Annotated in this window: 19 protein-coding genes and 2 pseudogenes; 18 read left to right on the top strand and 3 right to left on the bottom strand. The window is 46.3% G+C overall.

The window, feature by feature from the left end:
- Positions 1-156 precede the first annotated feature (156 nt).
- On the bottom strand, positions 157-1,374 hold the full coding sequence (locus ACZF99_RS13840; protein ID WP_483605646.1) for a helix-turn-helix transcriptional regulator: 1,218 nt from the start codon (positions 1,372-1,374) through the stop codon (positions 157-159).
- Between ACZF99_RS13840 and ACZF99_RS13835 the strand changes: the two genes are divergently transcribed.
- From ACZF99_RS13835 to ACZF99_RS13785, 11 genes are all read left to right on the top strand, one after another.
- Complete coding sequence (locus ACZF99_RS13835; RefSeq protein WP_483605645.1) at positions 1,361-2,329, top strand: phosphotransferase family protein; 969 nt, start codon at positions 1,361-1,363, stop codon at positions 2,327-2,329. The genes ACZF99_RS13840 and ACZF99_RS13835 overlap by 14 nt on opposite strands.
- Positions 2,330-2,344: 15 nt before the next feature.
- On the top strand, positions 2,345-3,187 hold the full coding sequence (locus ACZF99_RS13830; RefSeq protein ID WP_483605644.1) for a nucleotidyltransferase domain-containing protein: 843 nt from the start codon (positions 2,345-2,347) through the stop codon (positions 3,185-3,187).
- Positions 3,184-3,702: a signal peptidase II gene (locus ACZF99_RS13825; protein ID WP_483605643.1), complete on the top strand. Its 519-nt coding sequence runs from the start codon at positions 3,184-3,186 to the stop codon at positions 3,700-3,702. The genes ACZF99_RS13830 and ACZF99_RS13825 overlap by 4 nt, the downstream gene beginning before the upstream one ends.
- Before the next feature lie 87 nt (positions 3,703-3,789).
- A complete protein-coding gene (locus ACZF99_RS13820) occupies positions 3,790-4,203 on the top strand; it encodes an ester cyclase (RefSeq protein ID WP_483605642.1) in 414 nt (137 codons plus the stop codon).
- Between the two features lie 54 nt (positions 4,204-4,257).
- Positions 4,258-4,782, top strand: a complete 525-nt coding sequence (locus tag ACZF99_RS13815; protein ID WP_483605641.1) for a hypothetical protein — start codon at positions 4,258-4,260, stop codon at positions 4,780-4,782.
- A 215-nt stretch (positions 4,783-4,997) separates the two neighbouring features.
- A complete protein-coding gene (locus ACZF99_RS13810; protein ID WP_483605640.1) occupies positions 4,998-5,357 on the top strand; it encodes a VOC family protein in 360 nt (119 codons plus the stop codon).
- Between the two features lie 203 nt (positions 5,358-5,560).
- On the top strand, positions 5,561-5,920 hold the full coding sequence (locus ACZF99_RS13805) for a VOC family protein (RefSeq protein WP_483605639.1): 360 nt from the start codon (positions 5,561-5,563) through the stop codon (positions 5,918-5,920).
- A gap of 39 nt (positions 5,921-5,959) precedes the next feature.
- A complete protein-coding gene (locus ACZF99_RS13800; protein ID WP_483605638.1) occupies positions 5,960-6,379 on the top strand; it encodes a DUF3788 domain-containing protein in 420 nt (139 codons plus the stop codon).
- Between the two features lie 52 nt (positions 6,380-6,431).
- On the top strand, positions 6,432-7,382 hold the full coding sequence (locus tag ACZF99_RS13795; RefSeq protein WP_483605637.1) for an ABC transporter ATP-binding protein: 951 nt from the start codon (positions 6,432-6,434) through the stop codon (positions 7,380-7,382).
- Positions 7,379-8,521 (top strand): ABC transporter permease, encoded by a 1,143-nt coding sequence (locus ACZF99_RS13790; RefSeq protein WP_483605636.1) that lies wholly within the window; start codon positions 7,379-7,381, stop codon positions 8,519-8,521. The genes ACZF99_RS13795 and ACZF99_RS13790 overlap by 4 nt, the downstream gene beginning before the upstream one ends.
- 51 nt (positions 8,522-8,572) lie before the next feature.
- The gene (locus ACZF99_RS13785) at positions 8,573-9,166 is read left to right on the top strand and encodes a DUF5780 domain-containing protein (RefSeq protein WP_483605635.1); all 594 of its coding nucleotides are present in this window, start codon (positions 8,573-8,575) and stop codon (positions 9,164-9,166) included.
- An 80-nt stretch (positions 9,167-9,246) separates the two neighbouring features.
- Here the strand turns inward: ACZF99_RS13785 and ACZF99_RS13780 are convergent, their stop codons facing one another.
- Entirely contained in the window at positions 9,247-9,723 is a 477-nt protein-coding gene (locus ACZF99_RS13780) for an SAM-dependent methyltransferase (RefSeq protein WP_483605633.1), read from the bottom strand.
- 93 nt (positions 9,724-9,816) lie between these two features.
- Between ACZF99_RS13780 and ACZF99_RS13775 the strand changes: the two genes are divergently transcribed.
- The 3 genes and pseudogenes from ACZF99_RS13775 (at position 9,817) to ACZF99_RS13765 (ending at position 13,046) form a co-directional block, all read left to right on the top strand.
- Entirely contained in the window at positions 9,817-9,981 is a 165-nt protein-coding gene (locus ACZF99_RS13775) for a hypothetical protein (RefSeq protein ID WP_483612995.1), read from the top strand.
- Positions 9,929-10,342, top strand: a pseudogene (locus ACZF99_RS13770) (CPBP family intramembrane glutamic endopeptidase); the annotation flags it as partial. The gene ACZF99_RS13775 and the pseudogene ACZF99_RS13770, both read left to right, overlap by 53 nt.
- Positions 10,343-10,397: 55 nt before the next feature.
- Positions 10,398-13,046, top strand: coding sequence for a MerR family transcriptional regulator (locus ACZF99_RS13765; protein WP_483605632.1), 2,649 nt, complete (start codon positions 10,398-10,400; stop codon positions 13,044-13,046).
- Positions 13,047-13,683: 637 nt separating this feature from the next.
- On the opposite strand, the pseudogene ACZF99_RS13760 reads toward ACZF99_RS13765, so the two are convergent.
- Positions 13,684-13,785: pseudogene (locus tag ACZF99_RS13760) on the bottom strand (DNA-binding response regulator); the annotation flags it as partial.
- Between the two features lie 19 nt (positions 13,786-13,804).
- Between ACZF99_RS13760 and ACZF99_RS13755 the strand changes: the two are divergent.
- Genes ACZF99_RS13755 through ACZF99_RS13740 form a run of 4 tightly spaced genes read left to right on the top strand, consistent with a single transcriptional unit; the run spans position 13,805 to position 17,422 of the window.
- Positions 13,805-14,836: a glycosyltransferase family 4 protein gene (locus ACZF99_RS13755; protein ID WP_483612717.1), complete on the top strand. Its 1,032-nt coding sequence runs from the start codon at positions 13,805-13,807 to the stop codon at positions 14,834-14,836.
- Entirely contained in the window at positions 14,836-15,309 is a 474-nt protein-coding gene (locus ACZF99_RS13750; RefSeq protein ID WP_483605631.1) for a GtrA family protein, read from the top strand. The genes ACZF99_RS13755 and ACZF99_RS13750 overlap by 1 nt, the downstream gene beginning before the upstream one ends.
- Positions 15,310-15,337: 28 nt before the next feature.
- Positions 15,338-16,153, top strand: coding sequence for a patatin-like phospholipase family protein (locus ACZF99_RS13745; RefSeq protein ID WP_483605630.1), 816 nt, complete (start codon positions 15,338-15,340; stop codon positions 16,151-16,153).
- A 36-nt stretch (positions 16,154-16,189) separates the two neighbouring features.
- Positions 16,190-17,422 carry an NAD-dependent epimerase/dehydratase family protein gene (locus ACZF99_RS13740; RefSeq protein WP_483605629.1) on the top strand — a complete coding sequence of 411 codons (1,233 nt, stop codon included), beginning with the start codon at positions 16,190-16,192 and terminating at the stop codon, positions 17,420-17,422.
- The last annotated feature ends 176 nt before the right edge of the window (positions 17,423-17,598 follow it).

The following is a 17,598-nucleotide window of genomic DNA, read 5'->3' as shown; positions in this document are numbered from 1 at the left end:
GAGCGCCGAAAGAAATAGGAGAATTTTTGGAATATGGGATTTTGTATAGCGCTTTCCTAAATGGATCCGGATAAATTGGTGATATTGCAACGGACTCATTTGTCAACCGCACTTCCAAACGCAAATGAGGCTGGCGTTGGCTAGGAAGTGCTGGCTTTAAGGTCGACTCTTTCGATACTCCGAGGGGGTCATATCATATTTTTCGCGAATAATTTTATAGATGATCGCTGCATTCTTATATCCTACCCGATCCGCAATTTGTTCAATGGACAGAGTTGAAGAGCGTATTAAAGTTTCGATTTGCTCCACCCGAATCTCTTTCACGATGTCTTGGAAACTTCTGCCCAATTCTTCGGAGATTAACCGGCTAAGATAGCATTTATTATATGAAAACTCATTGGCCAACTGCTCCAAAGTGATCGTTTGTATATTTCTTCTAATGTAATTCAGCAGTTTTTGGTGCTGTAGCCTTTTCGCTTTCAACCCGAAGTTTACGCAATCGACTAAGGAATGATCTCTGCTGAGCTCAATGAATAACAGCTGCAGATAGTGACACATGGCCGCTTCATAGTAGATTTCCTTCTGATAGTATTCCATCACGATTCTTTCGACAAAAAGCTTGATTAACGGATTCGATCTAGTACGAAAGTGCAAATAGTGATAGGATAAATTTCCTTCTCTCACCGAATATTCAAGAAAATCAAGAATGGAATGATGGAACTCTTGATTTTCGACAAATTCCAGCCCTAAGTATTTAGGGGGAATGATCATCTTAATGATGACGTCCTCTTGATGGGGTTGATATAAGGCGTGCAGTACATTCTGATTTAAAATGAATAATTCCCCATCATTCAGAACCATGCGTTGATCGTGTGATTCGATATACTGATAACAACAACCTTTGTATACATATACCAATTCGATAAAATCATGCCGATGAAAATAAGGCGTTGTGGAAGGGTGATGTTTTTTTGCGCTGATCGTATCTTGCGTTCGAACCAAAATATCGGGCGTTGCGTTATCTTCATGAAAGGAAGGAAACACGTATTGTTGATCTTCCATGAGCTTTTTCATACCGGAGCTTAACTTATACTCATCTTCCATGAGTTCATAAAGTGAACGGTCCATTCGCTGCTTCTCTTCCTGGTCCGAAAGCTGAAGGATCTGTTCAAAAGAAGGAGTCACGCTCATATTTCCACCCCAATCCAACCATACAAATAAAGTATAACGCAAGAAAAAGGTAAAACAAAGAAAGGAAGATTCCAAACGGGTTAGATACTTCTTTTGCGGCATTGAATTTATAATTGAGCCAAGCTTGCCGAAACCGGCAGGGATTACCACGAATTGCAGGAGGGTCCGAATGGCGTATTTCACTCAAAACACCCAAAGTGAACAAACACTGGCAAAATTGATTCAACATGCCTTCCCCGCGAGAACACTCGAAAGTTTGCATGAACTGACCGAAGGGTATTTTAATATCGCCTATGAGGTTTCTTTCGCGGATGGGACAGCAAGTATTCTCAAGATAGCGCCTCACCCTAAGGTCACGGTCATGACCTACGAACAGAATATCATGGAAGCCGAAGTGCGTTCCATGCGATTAGTCGCACAAAAAACCAATGTCCCCTTACCCAAGGTCGAGTTTTATGACCCTTCATGTCAATGGTGCAGTGCGCCTTATTTTTTCATGGAAAAACTGAAAGGACAAAGCTTGGCTTCTCAAAAGGCATCATTCACTCCCCAGCAGGTAAGCGAGATCGATGCATTAGTAGGTTCCCTGAATAAAGAAATTAATCAGATTACGAATGATACCTTTGGTTATCTGGGTCAAACGGCATTTCAGGGGGAAAGCTGGCATGAGGTTTTTGGCGAAATGTTGAAGGCCGTCCTGATGGATGCGGATAAGGAAAATATAGATCTTAAAGTCTCATCGCGTGAACTGCTGGATTTACTTGATAAAGATAAACCCCTGTTTCTTGAGGTCGTAACGCCCCGTTTGGTTCATTGGGATTTATGGGATGGCAATATTTTTATGGATCAGGGCAACCTTACCGGATTCATCGATTGGGAACGATGCCTGTGGGGCGATCCGCTAATGGAGGTTGGATTCAGATCCTATGCTCAATCGCCTGATTTTTTAAGAGGTTATGGGATTGGGAAGCTGACGGAAGAGGAGAACCGAAGAATTCTTTGGTACGATCTTTATTTGTTAATGATCGTGGCGCAAGAACATGTGTATCGGGGATATGAAACGGCGGATACCTATGACTGGGCGACAACCTTATTGCGTGGAAAATATGCCGAATTGAAAAAGACGGCCCTAGGCTGAAGAGGAGAGAGCGGATTGTTGCAACAACTTCACTCCATACATAACGCCTTTATAACAGCCATGAAAGCAGAACAAGGTGTGCTGGGGGCATGGTATTTTGGTTCTGCCGCTCATGGGACAACGGATGCTCATTCCGATATCGACATTGTTTTTCTCGTGGAAGGAGGCGCTTTTGCGTCGGTGGATGAAAAACTCACGGTTATGCTTGAAGGCGTGTGTGATGAAACCATCCTTTGTTGGCCGGAGGATTTCAACAGCCAGGCCATCAAAAACTATGGCTATATTTTGCGGCAGAAGGAACGTCTGTTTCAGTATGATGTGTTCCTCTTAAACAAGGCACGCATCAACGAGGAGATGTGCCGGATTCATTACACTGAGTTGCAAGCGAAGGATATCGTCTTTGATCGGGATGGCAGTGTGCAAGCGTTGGCGGACTCGGGCGTCAAAGGGCATTTGTGGAAAGATGACATTCGGAGGCTGATTACGACTTATTGGTTTCATGTGCAGATGTCTGCCAAGTATTTTTCGCGCAAAGACTTTTTTAAGTTAAACGGGGTCCTGCGCATATTGATGGATACGCATAGCTCCTTGCTGTTGACGGCATATGATCAAATTACCTGGGGCGGCTCGGCCAGCAAGCTGCATGATATAGATGAAACAAGACAAAAGCATTTGATGAAATATGGTTGTACCGAAGATTTGGTGATGGTCAGAAATAACCTCAAGCAAGCCATGGAATGGTTTGAGGACGATGTCAGAGAAATCGCAGAGCCGGATGAAAGCATACTCAGCCCAAGAGCCATTGAGCTGATCAAGCAGGACTGGATCGTAAAAACCGGTTTGGAGGGTGCTCCTTGAAATATATCAAACAACATTTATGGCCGATCAGTGGATTGATGGTTTTCGATCAAGCTGTGAAAGTGGTTATTTACTATTTCTTCTTCAATATACATACAGAAATTTTAGGAAATATGGTAAGATTTCGTCCCGTTTTCAACACCAATTTAAGCTGGGGCGGCAACTTTAGTGTCATCCTTAGCGATATGATAGTTGTTGTTCTTCTGAATATGTTGATAATTGCTTTATTTTTGAGCGGGTATGCCTTCTATCGAAGCAAAAGAAGAAAATCAAGCGCTTGGGTAGATCTCATTTATATCACAGGTTTAGCTGGCTCTTTATGCAGTTTAGTTGACAAAGTAATCTGGGGAGGAAGTCTGGATTTCATTCAGTTGCCTGCCCTATTCACGTTCGATGTGAAGGAATGCTATTTAACAATTGCCCAATGCTTGTTTGTATGTATCGGGCTCAAACATCATAAAGAGATTTCCGTGACAGAATATGTGAAATGGTGTGTGAGAAGAACCGTAGGATAGAGCGCATGAGAAACCCATGGCAAGAGGTTGGTACGATTCGACTTCAAGCGATGAACTCATTTATTTTAACGTGAAAGGAGCAGTCTCATGAACCATGTGGAAAAAGTAAAGTTTTTTTATGAGTCGATTATATCTGAGCATTTGATGGATGAAGTTCCTCATTATGTATCAGACCAGTGTGCGATTAGAACAGGGGACAAAATCATTCCGGTTGGGATAGAGGGCATGAAGCAACACATGATTGAAGTAAGGCTGACCTATCCTGATTTAAAAATGCTCATTACGGCTCAATATTGTGACGGTGATTACGTCATTTCTGAATTTATAATGGAAGGAACACATCAAGGCGAGTGGCTCGGGATGAAGCCGTCCGGCAAGAAGTTGTGTATTACCGGAGTCAATATTGATAAGGTGCTAAATGGAAAAATTGTGGAGCACGGTGGGGCGGCCAATACATTTGAAGCGTTGTTTGCGGCCAAAATTATTTGCCCCGCTCCGTAACAAGGAACTGCGGTTCCACTTCGGGCGAAATAAGCAACGGAGGGAATTATTATTATGAGCAAACTTCAAAACATGCGAGGCATTGAAATCAGGAAATTCCGTGCGGTTTCATCCGGCTTAAAAACATTTGACGAGCTTTTTGGCAAAGACGGCTTTAGCGAATGGTTAGAGTCTCACTGCCATCTGGTACAAGAGCATATCTATGAACCGGCAGACTTTTTATGGCATGAGGGCGATAAAGAAACATGGGGATATGGGCTAAATATTTTGATATCAGCAATCAAGGATGATGTTACACAAGCGGACGTAGTTCCTTACGAAATCATTGAATTTCCGGGTGGGATGTTCTTGGTTGCCACAGGGGATGAAAACAACGAGGATGACCTGAACGACACCGTGAATGAGATGATGAACTGGATAAAAAACAGCGACGTTTTTGAATATGGCGACTTTCCTAAAAGTGGAATGTGCAATATGCCAAACCCTGGCGGTGCTTTTGATCAGGCGCTTGGTGTTGCCCAACAGCAAATCTATTTGCCATTAAAACTGCGTTCAAACCTAAGAAAGAGTGATAAATGATGAGTTCAATAGTGGAATTAGAGAAAATGCTTTATGAAATCCCAAAGGTCATAACTTGCATTATGGATTCAACTCAACAAACAAATACTGAATGTCCTGAGAAATGCTAGTGAACCGGATTTCAATAAACCATGTAGCAGGGTTACCCTAAGCTGGTTATTTGATGATTACTTAAGTCACATGCTGCATCATATAAAACAAATGGAGGAACAGAGATGAAACTTCATGGAGCTTGTATTCAGACTCATAACGCGACAGAGCTTGTTAATTTTTATCAGAAGATTTTTCAACAAGAACCGGATGTAGACGGTGGAGTCGATTTTCGTTTTTATGATGCTCAACTTGTTATTTTTAAGCTGACTGATGAAAATGCTTCTTCAACCAAAAATTTAGCTATAATATACGCTGTTGATGATGTGGATGTTGAATATCAGAGAGTAATTGACCTTGATATAAGTGTGAACTCTCCACCAACGGATAAGCCTTGGGGTGTAAGGTCATTTCTGGTTAATGACCCTGACGGGAATACAATAAGTTTTTTTGCGAATCTGATTGAAGATCATGCAAAGAACTAAGTGCATCGCGCTTCAAGTGGGCTTCGCCATCATTTGGCCACAAGAAGATAAGAGGAGAAAGGAAAAATCAGGCAGCGTTCATTTATCCAACTGCGGTCGTGACCGGTCAAGAAGGTGCTTAGTCGTACAACTTTGGGGTACACAATGAGGACGGCGATATCATCTAACACGTCGATATACGAGGAGGCTCTTTATGAAAATCAGTGGTTAAAGGCAGCATAGAGGCGACTGAAATGTATTGCCAGGCATTTCGTTTGGAGAAGGGACTTGAAATCAAAAATGAAGCGGGAAATGAATATCAGCACTGCGAACTGATGCAAAACGGCAAGCTGTTCATAGCTGTCAGCGAAGCGCCGAAAGATTGCGATACCAACCCCAAAACAGCTTGGCAGACGATGGCCTTCAATGTATCCGACATGGGGAGTGAGGAAGCTGTCCAGCAGGCCTACGACATGTTGAAAGATGGCGGTACGGTCATCGACCCGCCCGGGGCATGCGATTGGAATTCCTATTGTTCAAACCTGATAGACCGCTTTGGTGTATTTTGGTGGATTGCCATATGATTAAGGAGGCCATTGAGTCATGAAGATGGAGGTGATGTAATGCTTGAAAAGATACCAACCCATGAGGAAATGATAGATTTGATTGGACAACCGTTATTCAATGTATGGGTACAGCTAACCGACCTAGTAGAATCAAAATACGATATGGAACGTCTCTGGAATAGCGGCGGGAAGAGATGGACCTACGAGTATAAGTATCGCAGGGGCGGCAAATCTTTGTGTGCCTTGTACGCAAAAGAGAATGTGTTTGGCTTTATGATTATTTTCGGTAAGGATGAGAGGGCCAAATTTGAGGCTGATAGAAATAATTATTCACCAAAAGTGCAACGAGTTTACGATGAGTCTACCACCTACCATGATGGCAAATGGATGATGTTTGAGTTGACCAATACTTCTTTATTTCCTGATATGGAAAAGCTGCTACAAATCAAACGGAAGCCCAACAAAAAGTACAAGTGATTTGAATCTGTAGCAGGTTAGGTACGGGACCATCCTTAAAAGGGGAGAGAGCATGGAGAAGGAAATATTCCTTTCTGTGGACGGGTTAAGCAAATCCTACGGAAGCACACGGGTCGTGGAACAGGTAAGCTTTTCGGTATTTAGAGGAGAGGTGTTCGGATTGCTTGGCCCAAATGGCGCCGGCAAAACGACGACGATCAGTATGCTGTGCGGACTGTTGAAAGCGGATGGCGGAAACGTGGCCTATGGCGGCATTTCGATATCGGCAAACTATCGTCAGGTTAAAGGGATGATCGGATTATGTCCCCAGGACATTGTGATCTGGGAGAAACTGACCTGTTTCGAACAGTTGAAATTTGCCGGAATGTCCTACGGGTTAGCTCCAAAAGAAGCCGGCAAAAGGGCGGGATACCTGCTGGAAGCCCTTGGACTTACAGATAAAAAGAATAAGCTCGCCGGGACTCTTTCCGGAGGCATGCAAAGAAGGCTGAATATCGCGCTTGCGCTTGTCCATGATCCGGACCTGATCATCTTGGATGAGCCTCAGGCAGGGCTTGATCCGCAGAGCTGTGTTCTTGTGCGAGACTTTATCAGACAACTGGCGGCCCAACAGAAAAGCGTACTCCTTACGACGCATGACATGGATGAAGCCGATAGACTATCCAATCGAGTAGCTATCATTGACCATGGGAAAATACTCCAGATCGACACGCCTGAAAGACTTAAAGAAAAATCAGGCAAGGGAGATATTTTACAGGTCAGACTCAGAGGAATACCTGCGGGTCAAAGCGATAACCTGCTGGAAGCCTTTCCGCCCGTATTCACAGAAAAAAAGCTGGTAGACGGTCTTTTATTGCTTAGCGCAAGCCGTGTGATTGAGCACATCCCCATCGTTAGCAAGACGTTAAAAGCGTTTCATATCCAGACGGAGGACCTGACGATCCGCAAGCGGACGCTTGAAGATGTGTTTATTTCCATGACGGGAAGGGGGCTTCGGGAATGAAACTGATTGCGGCTGCAATAAAGTCATGGAAAGAAAATATTCGGGACTGGAAAGTACTTGGGATGGTGCTGTTTTTTTCTCCGTTTTTTCTGCTGATCATGTACTTGTTTTATGGGGGAGAGCCGACTACATACCATATCGGAGTTCTTAATCTCGATGGTGGCAAACCGGCGACTGAACTGGTTAAAATGATCCAAGAGAAGAAGGGACAGAATGGCGAGAATATATTCGATTTCAGCCCTATCACCGAGCTCCCTGAATTGGAGGCGCAAGTAAAAGAGAAAACAATCGATATTGGAATGGTTATTCCTAGCGATTATTCTAAAATCCATGCCGATGCCATCTTAAAGAAAGCGATTGTCCCGTCGAAAGTCCATTTTTACGGGAGCATGAATAATCTGCGATATCCCGTTGCGGCAGTCATGGCCGCTGATGAAGTCAATAAACAAGGGATCGCGGCCGCCCAAATTACACTTCCTGCTTCGATAACCGAAACCTTTTTGGAGAAACAACTCCCTTTAAATGAGTTTGACGGTTATGTTCCGGGGTTGCTGGCTTTGGCCATCTTAATGATCTTGTTTACCGCATCCGCGTCCATTGTGAAGGAGAACGATAAAAGAACACTGATCCGACTGAAGCTAAGCCGTCTCGGAGCTTTTCATTTCCTTACGGCCATTTGTTTGGTGCAAGCCTTGATCGCTGTGGGGGCGCTTGTCCTTTCGTATTGGACTGCACTGGGGCTGGGCTATAGTCCGGCGGGACATTTCGGGCCTGTTCTTCTGATTGGCATTCTTTCCAGCCTTTCGATGGTGTCCGTAAGTCTGGTAGTGGCAAGCTTCCTGAATACGGTTTTTGATGTTTTGACCGTGGGCTGTTTTCCTTTTTTTATCCTCATGTTCTTTTCCGGCACGATGTTCCCGCTGCCGAGGTTGAATCTGTTCTCGATCCTTGAGCATCCGCTGGGGATAACGGATATATTGCCGCTTACGCATACGGTGAATGCCTTCAATCAAATTTTGAATTACGGGGCGGGATTGACGGAGATCCGGTTTGAGATTTTTATGATTGTTGTGCTCACACTGATCTATTTTTTAGTGGGATTGCTTTTATATCAGAAGCGCAAGCTGTCCAAAGCGTAAACTTCGATTGTCATCGATAGACCCGATTCGTTTATGGAAGGATAGGTGAAGATGAAGGACCAAAGAAAGCTAAAAATTGTGATTTTTACGGCCACGGCATTCACGGCTATCTTGTTGGGGTGTGCGGTTTACGTTGGTGCTTACACCGTTCCTCCCGATAAGGAAAAACCCGTCGAACAAACGGTTGTTTATGAGAAGGTAACCATGCATCATCCATCAGCAGGGGAAGACGCTTACCCCTATATTCATGATATAAGAACAAACAACACGACTAAAACGATCGTGAAAACGGAAGTGGGAATGTTGGCATTTGACAAAAGCGGAGATCCGCTAAAACTAAACTGGTATAGCCTGGACACAAATGGGACTCCGTCCTATGACTATTTATACGATTGGGACTCTACTGAAATTATGCCCGGCCAAACCGATAATGTTGATGGAGGGTGGAATTTTAATATTCTTGATACGGATCAGAACGTGAAAAGAATCGCATACGTATTATACTGCGATCGGAAGATCACCTTTTCGGACGGTACGGTATGGGAAAATCCCGACTATGAGGCATGGCATGAAAATTACAGTGGAAAGATAGTCTCTGTTCAGCTTTTAAGCAATTACTATCCCTATGTGCAAGTCATTAAATAGAGAGGGGAAATCTATGAAAGCTGGTTCCCTGTTACAGGAAACCAGCTTTTGCAATAAGAACAAGCGCTAACTCTCAAATTTTAAAATTTAAAGACCGTACTCCAATCGTATTCTCCAGAGGTTTCCACACTTTTAGGCCAGTTAGCGCACCACTTCGGGACAACCGGATGCTCTACCCGGTCAAAGCTTGGGGTATAGGGCTTAATATCAATAACCGGAGTTCCGTCTTCTGCGTCAATATAAGCTAGACCAATGACTCCGTTGTCGATATCCAATTCAGTGATGCAGGCGCAAGTAAGGGCGATTGGATTTGGGCGTTCCGGAGAACGCGTCGCGAAAGTGCCTAGTGTATCCGGAGAATTTTGATAAGGGCTTATCTCCACCAGCTTGGAACGAGACTTCTCCGTGTCGCTCTGATGAAACCACCAAAGGATGTTGATATAACCGAAGCCTTCCAGGTTAGTTAGGGCCGGGATAAACTCCTTTTCCAGCTCGATACGCATTCCGCTCTCGTCCGAGCGCACTTGACCGATTGACTTTACCGTGAACATTCCCATATTTGAGTCTCCTATTCGATTGGTTTACGGCGCCGTTACATTCAGTATACCGATGTATTTTTATACTACAAGAAGGAAAGGAGGGTGAGATTCATGAAGTCATCAGAGATTCAGAAGGCGAGAATAGCCGAGATTGAAAATAAAGCCGATTTGATGCTTAAAGAAATTAAGGTTGCGACACTTACCTCAATCAATGAGCAGAAGTCTAGTGATCGGCGGGTTGGAGGAAGCGGGCTGGATGTACATATTGCAGCCTGAGCTTGATAAAAAATATGGGTTTATCGGTTCTTCCCTCCTTGTCGGACTCATTTGGGTTTTATGGCATATCCCTCTTTTCTTCATTCCGGGGACGAATCACGGAGAGGGACTCATTCACTTTTGGATGTTTGCGGTTCAACTTCTGGCGTTTCGTTTTTTTATGGGGGCCCTCTACAAAATATCAGGAAAAGGCCGCGTGTTTATGTGCGTATTCTTCCACACCCTGTTTAATGCGGCTTCGCCCCTCTTTGGCACGATGACGATGACTTGGACGGGAACCCTAGTCGCCAATGCTGTCATTGTTCTTGTTTCAATCTTAACCGTGAACCTATGGGAGGCTCATGGCCGTCCGGTTCATTGACTTTGACGTTGCGTCAAGTGATAGGATGGGGGCAAATATTATGGAGGTCATGGTTATGGGGTTAATGAAAATCACCGAAGTGACGGAAAAATTCGACATATCCTCAAGGACACTTAGGTATTATGAGCAGGTAGGTTTGCTGCAAAGTGAGCGTCCGCCCTTTGAAAAATACCGGTACTATGACAACGCCAACATCAGCCGGCTGCAACAAATCCTGGTGCTAAGGAAAATGCAGATTCCAATCAAGGACATCCTGCGAATCTATGAAAGTCAGGACATGACCACGCTGGTGCAAAGCTTTGTCAAACACATCGAGGAGCTTAATCATGAAATCAATGCTCTCTCCCAGTTGAAAGCTTATGTCAACGACTTCCTGAACGCCATGATTGCACATGGAATTACACAAATATCCGCTTTACCTTTACTTTATGAAAAGGTGCAGACTGAATTGCTGCCTGTCGAAAAACGTGACCTGTCCATGGAAAGACTAAACACCCTGTCGGCTAACCTGGCAAAGCCGTTGGATATGGATATCGTAGCGTTGCCGTCGATGCATGTGGTGACTTCAATAAGAATGGACAGCGGAATATCGGACATAGATGGCTTATGGGACTGGCTCTCCGCGAATCAAATTCCTTTTGGCGAATCGGGTAGCCGAACTTTGTTTGAATTTCAGCATGGGGATGAGATCGTCTTCATGCAAAGATTAGACCTGCCCGTTGCGGACGTCCCTTATGTGTGCAAGGAATTTTTCGGGGGCTTGTTTGCGGTTTCTTCCGCCTATGCGGATGAGAATTTGGGGGCTTTACAGCACAGGATGCTGCAAGGATTTGATGATAACCCCAGCTATGAGGTGGATTATCAACACAACGGGGAATTAAGGCACGATACACTGATTGAGTCCGTGTATTCCCCGGACAACAAGCGTGAACGGGTAAACATTTACCTGCCCGTTAAGAAGCGAAAGCCGGATTATTCGGATTATGACGACTTTGAGCAAATCCACGAAATCACCTTGGAAGAAATCGAAAAGGCCAATCCGGTTTTAAGAAAATATGACGTAAATTTTCATAGAATTACGCCGCTTAACCATCCGCATTATCAGGTCTTGGAGAATGGCGAGGCGGAATTTATCGCATGGATCTCCGAAAGAAAACTGGATACTAACGTGGCGGTGAGGCTGCCTTTCCGTATCGATATTGAATTTTTAGCCGAAAAGAAAAGCGAGGAATACCTTTGGGGAACCAGTGAAGGCAGCCTGTGGTTTTCTCACGGCAACAACCTCTATGCCATCAATGCGGAAAACTACGCCGACAAAGCGCTGAAAAAGCATGCCATCACCTTTCACCAGCCTGTACTGGGCAATGAGCATACCTACCCTCAGATCGGCGATATTCCTCACGACCGCTATAACCAACTGACATGGATTGTCGGTGAAAAGCATTTTGCCGTTATTTTAAATGGTGAAGTTCGCTTCTGTGGGATCCACTTTCCTTATATGGCTATGGATTTGCATCTGCAACCCCTTAACACGATCGTCATCGGTACAAACGGCCAAGGTAAAAAGCAGCTTCGCTCGATCCAAATTTCACAGCTGAAAACCACACCGAAACCCAATACAAAACGAGGAGGGTTAAGCTTGAATATCCAACAAAGCAATAATATCCTGCCGAATCTCAGGCAAATGGTCTTCCCGCACCTTGGAGAAAATTACTGGTTCAATGGTTGTGCGGCTTATCTGATGGAGTGTCTTCGCGAAAAGGATTTTGATTACTCGTTTTTTGCCGGTCTGACAGGGGAACATTTCACGCAAATTTTCTCGAAAAATCATTTCCGAGGAAGTGGGGCTGTAGATTATATCCTGAGCGAACGGGATAACCATCATTTCATCGAGCTGATCTTCGAAAAATGCGGCTATGCTAGCACCTTTGTTCCCTTGAAGCAGATCTTGGGCAACCGAGAAATGTACATCCAGCTGCTAATAACGTACATCGATAAGGGCTTGCCTGTCATTATCAATGATTATGGCCACAACCCGCACAACCGTTTTAGCTGGGGGGTGCTGGTCGGCTATGAGAATTATGGAAAAACCTTGCTCTATATGGGCGGCGACGGAGCAGAACCCGATTCCATTTCTGTGGATGATTTGCTGCCGCGAGGTTATCAAGAGGAAGGCGAGCATTGCTATGGTTGGCTGGTGATCGGCGAGAAGCAGGAAGAGAAGGAGCTGGCGGCCATCTACCGTGAACGGATCTTGTCTCTGCCGGAATTGCTCCAGTTCGAGAACGAAAACTATTGCTTTGGGGAGAAGGCGTTCCGTGCATGGGCCCAGAGCATAAACGACGGCTTCTTTGAGCGGATCGAGCCGGAACAGTTTGACGATTGGAGCATGCATACGGCGTATGTGTGCTGTCTTGCGACGAACGGCAGCGTTAGCATGAGCTTCTTGGAGAAAGCGTTGGCGCTGAATCCCGACTTGACCTTTATCGAGGAGATGATAGGTCTGTACGAGCGGATGGGGCGATACTGGAACAATGACAACGGTACGGATTTGGAGGCCCTGGGCGGCGGGTTTAATGTAACACTGGATGCCTTGCGGGATAAAGAGAAGCGCGGCCGAATCGCGACCAAGCTGACGGCGTTCGCAACCTGCGTCGACGATGTCATCGCCCTAATTGAACGTTATGGGGAGGGGAAAAAGTAACGCTATTGCTCCGAGATTGAGGGAAATGAGGGCATTGGGAGTCACATAAGGTGATAGAATCACTCTATTTCGCTCAAATCCGGTGAAGTTGAGGAAATAGGGTGAAAAAGTAACGCTAGTGCTCGGTGATTGGGCGAAATGCAGGCAGTTGGAGTAACATAAGGTGATGGATTCACTCTATTTTGCTCAAATCCAGCGAAGTTGAGGAAATAAGGTGAAAAAGTAACGCTATTGCTCCGAGATTGAGGGAAATGCGGGCAGTTGGAGTAACATAAGGTGATAGATTCACTCTATTTTGCTCAAATCCGGCGAAGGTGAGGAAATAAGGTGAATAGGTAACGCTATTGATCGGAGATCGTCATCCGGAACCCAAAGGCTTTGAGTGGCGGTATATAAATGGTCCTGGGACAGATATTTGGAAATGGATGAGTATTCCTTCTCGCCCATGTTCGTAAACAGCGTATCATTGAACTTCCGGTCGAGGAGGAGAAGCAATGAAGTGTGTATTAATTGCTGAAGAACGGTCAAGTGGTCATCCGCATTCAGGACGATGGGGCAGGGGTTTCCGACACGCAGGAACAACTCCTGGTTTATCCTTAATGTATTCAGCATCGATGTTGTTTGGACATTTGTTTCCGCTGGTCAACCGTTCATAACGAGCCAAATGCGATTTGACCCTCGCCACAAGTTCTGCCGGATCGAATGGCTTCGATATGTAATCATCCGCACCCAGCCCCAATTTTGACTTCAACTAGGCGCTGTATGAGGTAACGATTCTTGCGCCTGATTTAGGGATATCGCAATTCGGCGCTGCCCGCGTTCAGGGACTGCCGGCAAGCACGCTTCCTTTTTATCGCACCAAAAGATTCGCCTTGCCTAGCCGCAAAGTCGGGAGGTTGCTGAAGGAGTACAGGCCGGATATCGTACACGTGGTCAATCCGGCGTTGCTTGGCGCCTCCGGCGTATATTACGCAAAGAAATTGCGCATTCCCTTGCTGGCCTCTTACCATACGAATCTTTCCCGGTATCTGGACTTTTACGGGCTTCCTTTCATGAGAGGGCTTCTCTGGCTGTACTTGCGTCTGCTGCACAATCGGGCAGCGATCAATTTGTGCACATCCCGAACGGTTCGTGAGGAACTGACGAAACGCAAATTTCGCAATGTGAAGATCTGGGAACGCGGTGTGGACAGCCAATTATTTCACCCCGGACGGTACGATGCAAGCGTGCGGGAACGATTGTCCCAAGGATTTCCGGACAAGAAAATCTTGCTGTATGTGGGCAGACTTGCGGCAGAAAAGGAAATCGAAAAAATACGGGATATCTTCGATGCCTCCGATCAATTCGTGTTGGTGATCGTTGGCGACGGGCCGCACCGCAACGCTTTGGAACAACATTTTTCCGGCACCGCTACGTTATTCACCGGTTTCTTGTACGGTCAGGAGCTTGCCGCAGCGTTTGCTTCCTCCGATGTTTTCGTTTTTCCGTCCACTACTGAAACGCTGGGGCTGGTTCTGCTTGAAGCGATGGCTTCCGGTCTGCCTGTCGTCGCAGCGAGAAGCGGACCGACCTGCGAGCAGATCCAACACGAAAGCACCGGTCTTTTGTTCGACCCGGGCGATCAGGAGGGATTTATTGCCGCCATCCGACGGTTTGAAGACAAAGCGACGAGAGATGCCATGTCGGCTGCGGCTTATCAAGAGAGTAGGGGGAAAGGTTGGAAGGAAGTCGCAGAGCAGGCGCTGGACTATTATCGGCAAACGGCAAAGAAGGGAAACGAGCGGGACTGATGGAGGAGGCGATAAAGCGGCGGAATCGCAAGCAATTCGTTCAGTTTGTATTCATTGCATTGCTGAATTCGGCCGTAGCGGTAGTGACGATGAACAGCCTGCTCTTGATTCAACCGGATCCGGGCGATGTCCTGTTGGGGATGTTTAATGCGGTCTCCTATGTCATGGCCGTGCTGAACAGCTACTTCTGGAACTCAAGAGTCACGTTCAAAGACTTGGCTAGAGGAACGAAGAGGCAGCGCTTTGGATTTGTGATCCAATCGGTGGCAAGTCTGGGCATTAACTATATTGCTTTCCAGGCCGTAAATGCGCTGCTCGCCCCTCTCGGTTTGCCGAACTGGATTCGCTACAATGCGGCATTGGGAATCGCGGGGGCGGTCTCCTCGATATCCAGCTTTATGTTTATCAAATATCTGGTATTCAGCGAAATGAACGCCCAAGGGAGAGGTGCCGTTGACAAGAATAGAGAATGACGTTGGCCTCGTTCTAGAAGGTGGGGGGATGAGAGGCATGTACACGGCGGGAGTCCTGGATTGCTTAAGCGATTGGGGCTTGAAGTTTCCGCTGGTCGCCTCGACTTCCTCCAGCGCATTGATCGGCAGTTACTTTGTTTCCGAACAGAGAGGCCAAATTTACGAGGCCTACAACTATCTGGCGGACAACTACCGGATTATCTCGTTCAAGCGGATGATGACCCATAAAGAATTGTTTCGAATGGACTTGCTGTTTCAACTCGTTCCGGAAAAGGCGGCGCCCTTTGATTTTCGCGCATTCACTGAAGCCGGGGTCAAACTTCTGATCAGCACCACAGACATCCTGACGGGATCGGTCGTTTATCATGACGCCTTTCCGTCGTCCGATATTCTGTTCACGCTCGTCCGCGCTTCAAGCAGTTTGCCGGCTCTTGCTCCAAGTGTCGCCTATGAAGGCAAGCTTCTGGTTGATGGAGGCGTAGCCGATCCGATCCCCATCAAGGCGTCCATCGAGCGGGGATACAGAAGAAATGTGGTCATTATGACCAGAAACCGGGGATACCTCAAGCAACCCAGCCGCCTCGGATGGGCATATCGCCGCTTATTCAGGCCGTATCCGGAGTTAATCCAGTTGCTGAAGAATAGGCATGAAATCTATAATTCCACAACTCGGGAGATTCAAAAAATGGATCGGGACCGGGAGGTGTTCCTTATTTGTCCCGAGAAACCGCTGGTCGCCGGAAGAACGGAGCGCAACAAGCGGGTTCTTCAGGAATTGTATAGGCAAGGTTATACAGAAATGCAACAGAAGAAAGAAGCTTTGCGCAGCTTTCTGCTTGGATAAGCGTACAGAAAAAACATGAGCAAAGGATGATGGAACATGACAAATGCAAAGATTCGCAAAAAGATTTTCGTTTTGGGCGGAGATGGTTTTTGCGGGTGGCCGACCAGTCTTCACTTGTCCGGATCGGGACATGAAGTCATTATCATTGACAATCTCTCCAGGAGGAGGATTGACGAAGAATGCGGCACCAATTCGCTAACCCCCATTCAGTCCATCGATGTTCGCCTAAGGGCATGGGAAGAAGTATCGGGGAACCGGATCCGGTTCTATCGGATCGATATCGCGGAGGAGTACGATCGGTTGTTGTCCGCCATTCGTGAGGAGAAGCCGGATGTCATGATTCATTTTGCCGAGCAGCGGTCTGCGCCATACTCCATGAAATCTCCCCTGCTCAAACGTTATACCGTCAACAATAACATCAAAGCTACGCATCATGTTCTGTGCGCGATCGTCGAAAGCGGACTGGATATCCACCTGATCCATTTAGGGACGATGGGGGTATACGGATACGGTACGGCGGGAATTCGGATCCCCGAAGGCTATCTGGATATCGAGGTGAAGACGGAGAACGGTGACAGGGTTCATCAACAAATTCTTTATCCGACAAATCCCGGTTCGATCTATCATATGACCAAATCGCTGGATCAGCTATTGTTCCATTATTACAATAAGAACGACCGGCTCCGAATCACCGATCTTCATCAAGGCATCGTCTGGGGAACGAATACGCCCGAAACGCAAGCCGATGAGCGGCTGATCAACCGCTTTGATTATGATGGGGATTACGGGACGGTGTTGAACCGCTTTCTGATGCAGGGGGCCGTCGGCCATCCAATTACGGTGCACGGTACGGGGGGACAAACCAGAGCCTTCATTCATATTCAGGATACGGTGCGTTGTATACAGCTTGCCGTCGACCATCCACCGGAACTTGGCGAGCGCGTTCTGATCATGAATCAAATGACGGAGACCCGCCGGGTGATCGATCTGGCTCAGAATGTCAGCGGGCTGACGGGAAGCGAAATTGCTTTGGTTCCCAATCCGCGGAACGAGGCTGCCGAAAATGAGCTTCATGTCGATAACCGCCATTTTATATCCAAAGGTCTTGTTCCCGTTACGCTGAACGAAGGGCTGATGCTGGAAGTCAGCGAAATCGCCAAAAAATACGCCTATCGCGCCGACTATTCCAAAATCCCTGCGATGAGCACATGGACAAAAGAGCAGCGTCCGGGGAATGTTCCATTTGAATACGCGGACTATTGCATCTAGGAGCCATAAAATCAGGTACCATCCTCAATAATCTACGATAAGTATAGACCCGCCCGAAGGCTGCGCGCCGAAGGCGGGTCTTTCACTTTGGGGAACCCCGAATCGCGCCCGTTAACACTTTATAAATAGAATGGAAAAAAAACTTAAACGTTTCTTAGTTACACTTACGGCAACGG

It is taken from the genome of Paenibacillus sp. JL3B1040, from assembly GCF_057063165.1.
Note: the sequence above shows the minus strand (reverse complement) of the source record. Positions and strands in the feature narration are given on the sequence as shown.

What these genes read in the sequence shown, in the direction of transcription:
- ACZF99_RS13835 (WP_483605645.1), top strand. Translation starts at nt 1,361, where the DNA reads ATGGCGTATTTCACTCAAAACACCCAAAGTGAACAAACACTGGCAAAA.
- ACZF99_RS13800 (WP_483605638.1), top strand. Translation starts at nt 5,960, where the DNA reads ATGCTTGAAAAGATACCAACCCATGAGGAAATGATAGATTTGATTGGA.
- ACZF99_RS13795 (WP_483605637.1), top strand. Translation starts at nt 6,432, where the DNA reads ATGGAGAAGGAAATATTCCTTTCTGTGGACGGGTTAAGCAAATCCTAC.
- ACZF99_RS13790 (WP_483605636.1), top strand. Translation starts at nt 7,379, where the DNA reads ATGAAACTGATTGCGGCTGCAATAAAGTCATGGAAAGAAAATATTCGG.
- ACZF99_RS13765 (WP_483605632.1), top strand. Translation starts at nt 10,398, where the DNA reads ATGGGGTTAATGAAAATCACCGAAGTGACGGAAAAATTCGACATATCC.
- ACZF99_RS13750 (WP_483605631.1), top strand. Translation starts at nt 14,836, where the DNA reads ATGGAGGAGGCGATAAAGCGGCGGAATCGCAAGCAATTCGTTCAGTTT.
- ACZF99_RS13740 (WP_483605629.1), top strand. Translation starts at nt 16,190, where the DNA reads ATGACAAATGCAAAGATTCGCAAAAAGATTTTCGTTTTGGGCGGAGAT.
- ACZF99_RS13745 (WP_483605630.1), top strand. Translation starts at nt 15,338, where the DNA reads ATGAGAGGCATGTACACGGCGGGAGTCCTGGATTGCTTAAGCGATTGG.
- ACZF99_RS13815 (WP_483605641.1), top strand. Translation starts at nt 4,258, where the DNA reads ATGAGCAAACTTCAAAACATGCGAGGCATTGAAATCAGGAAATTCCGT.
- ACZF99_RS13785 (WP_483605635.1), top strand. Translation starts at nt 8,573, where the DNA reads ATGAAGGACCAAAGAAAGCTAAAAATTGTGATTTTTACGGCCACGGCA.
- ACZF99_RS13810 (WP_483605640.1), top strand. Translation starts at nt 4,998, where the DNA reads ATGAAACTTCATGGAGCTTGTATTCAGACTCATAACGCGACAGAGCTT.
- ACZF99_RS13780 (WP_483605633.1), bottom strand. Translation starts at nt 9,723, where the DNA reads ATGGGAATGTTCACGGTAAAGTCAATCGGTCAAGTGCGCTCGGACGAG.
- ACZF99_RS13775 (WP_483612995.1), top strand. Translation starts at nt 9,817, where the DNA reads ATGAAGTCATCAGAGATTCAGAAGGCGAGAATAGCCGAGATTGAAAAT.
- ACZF99_RS13820 (WP_483605642.1), top strand. Translation starts at nt 3,790, where the DNA reads ATGAACCATGTGGAAAAAGTAAAGTTTTTTTATGAGTCGATTATATCT.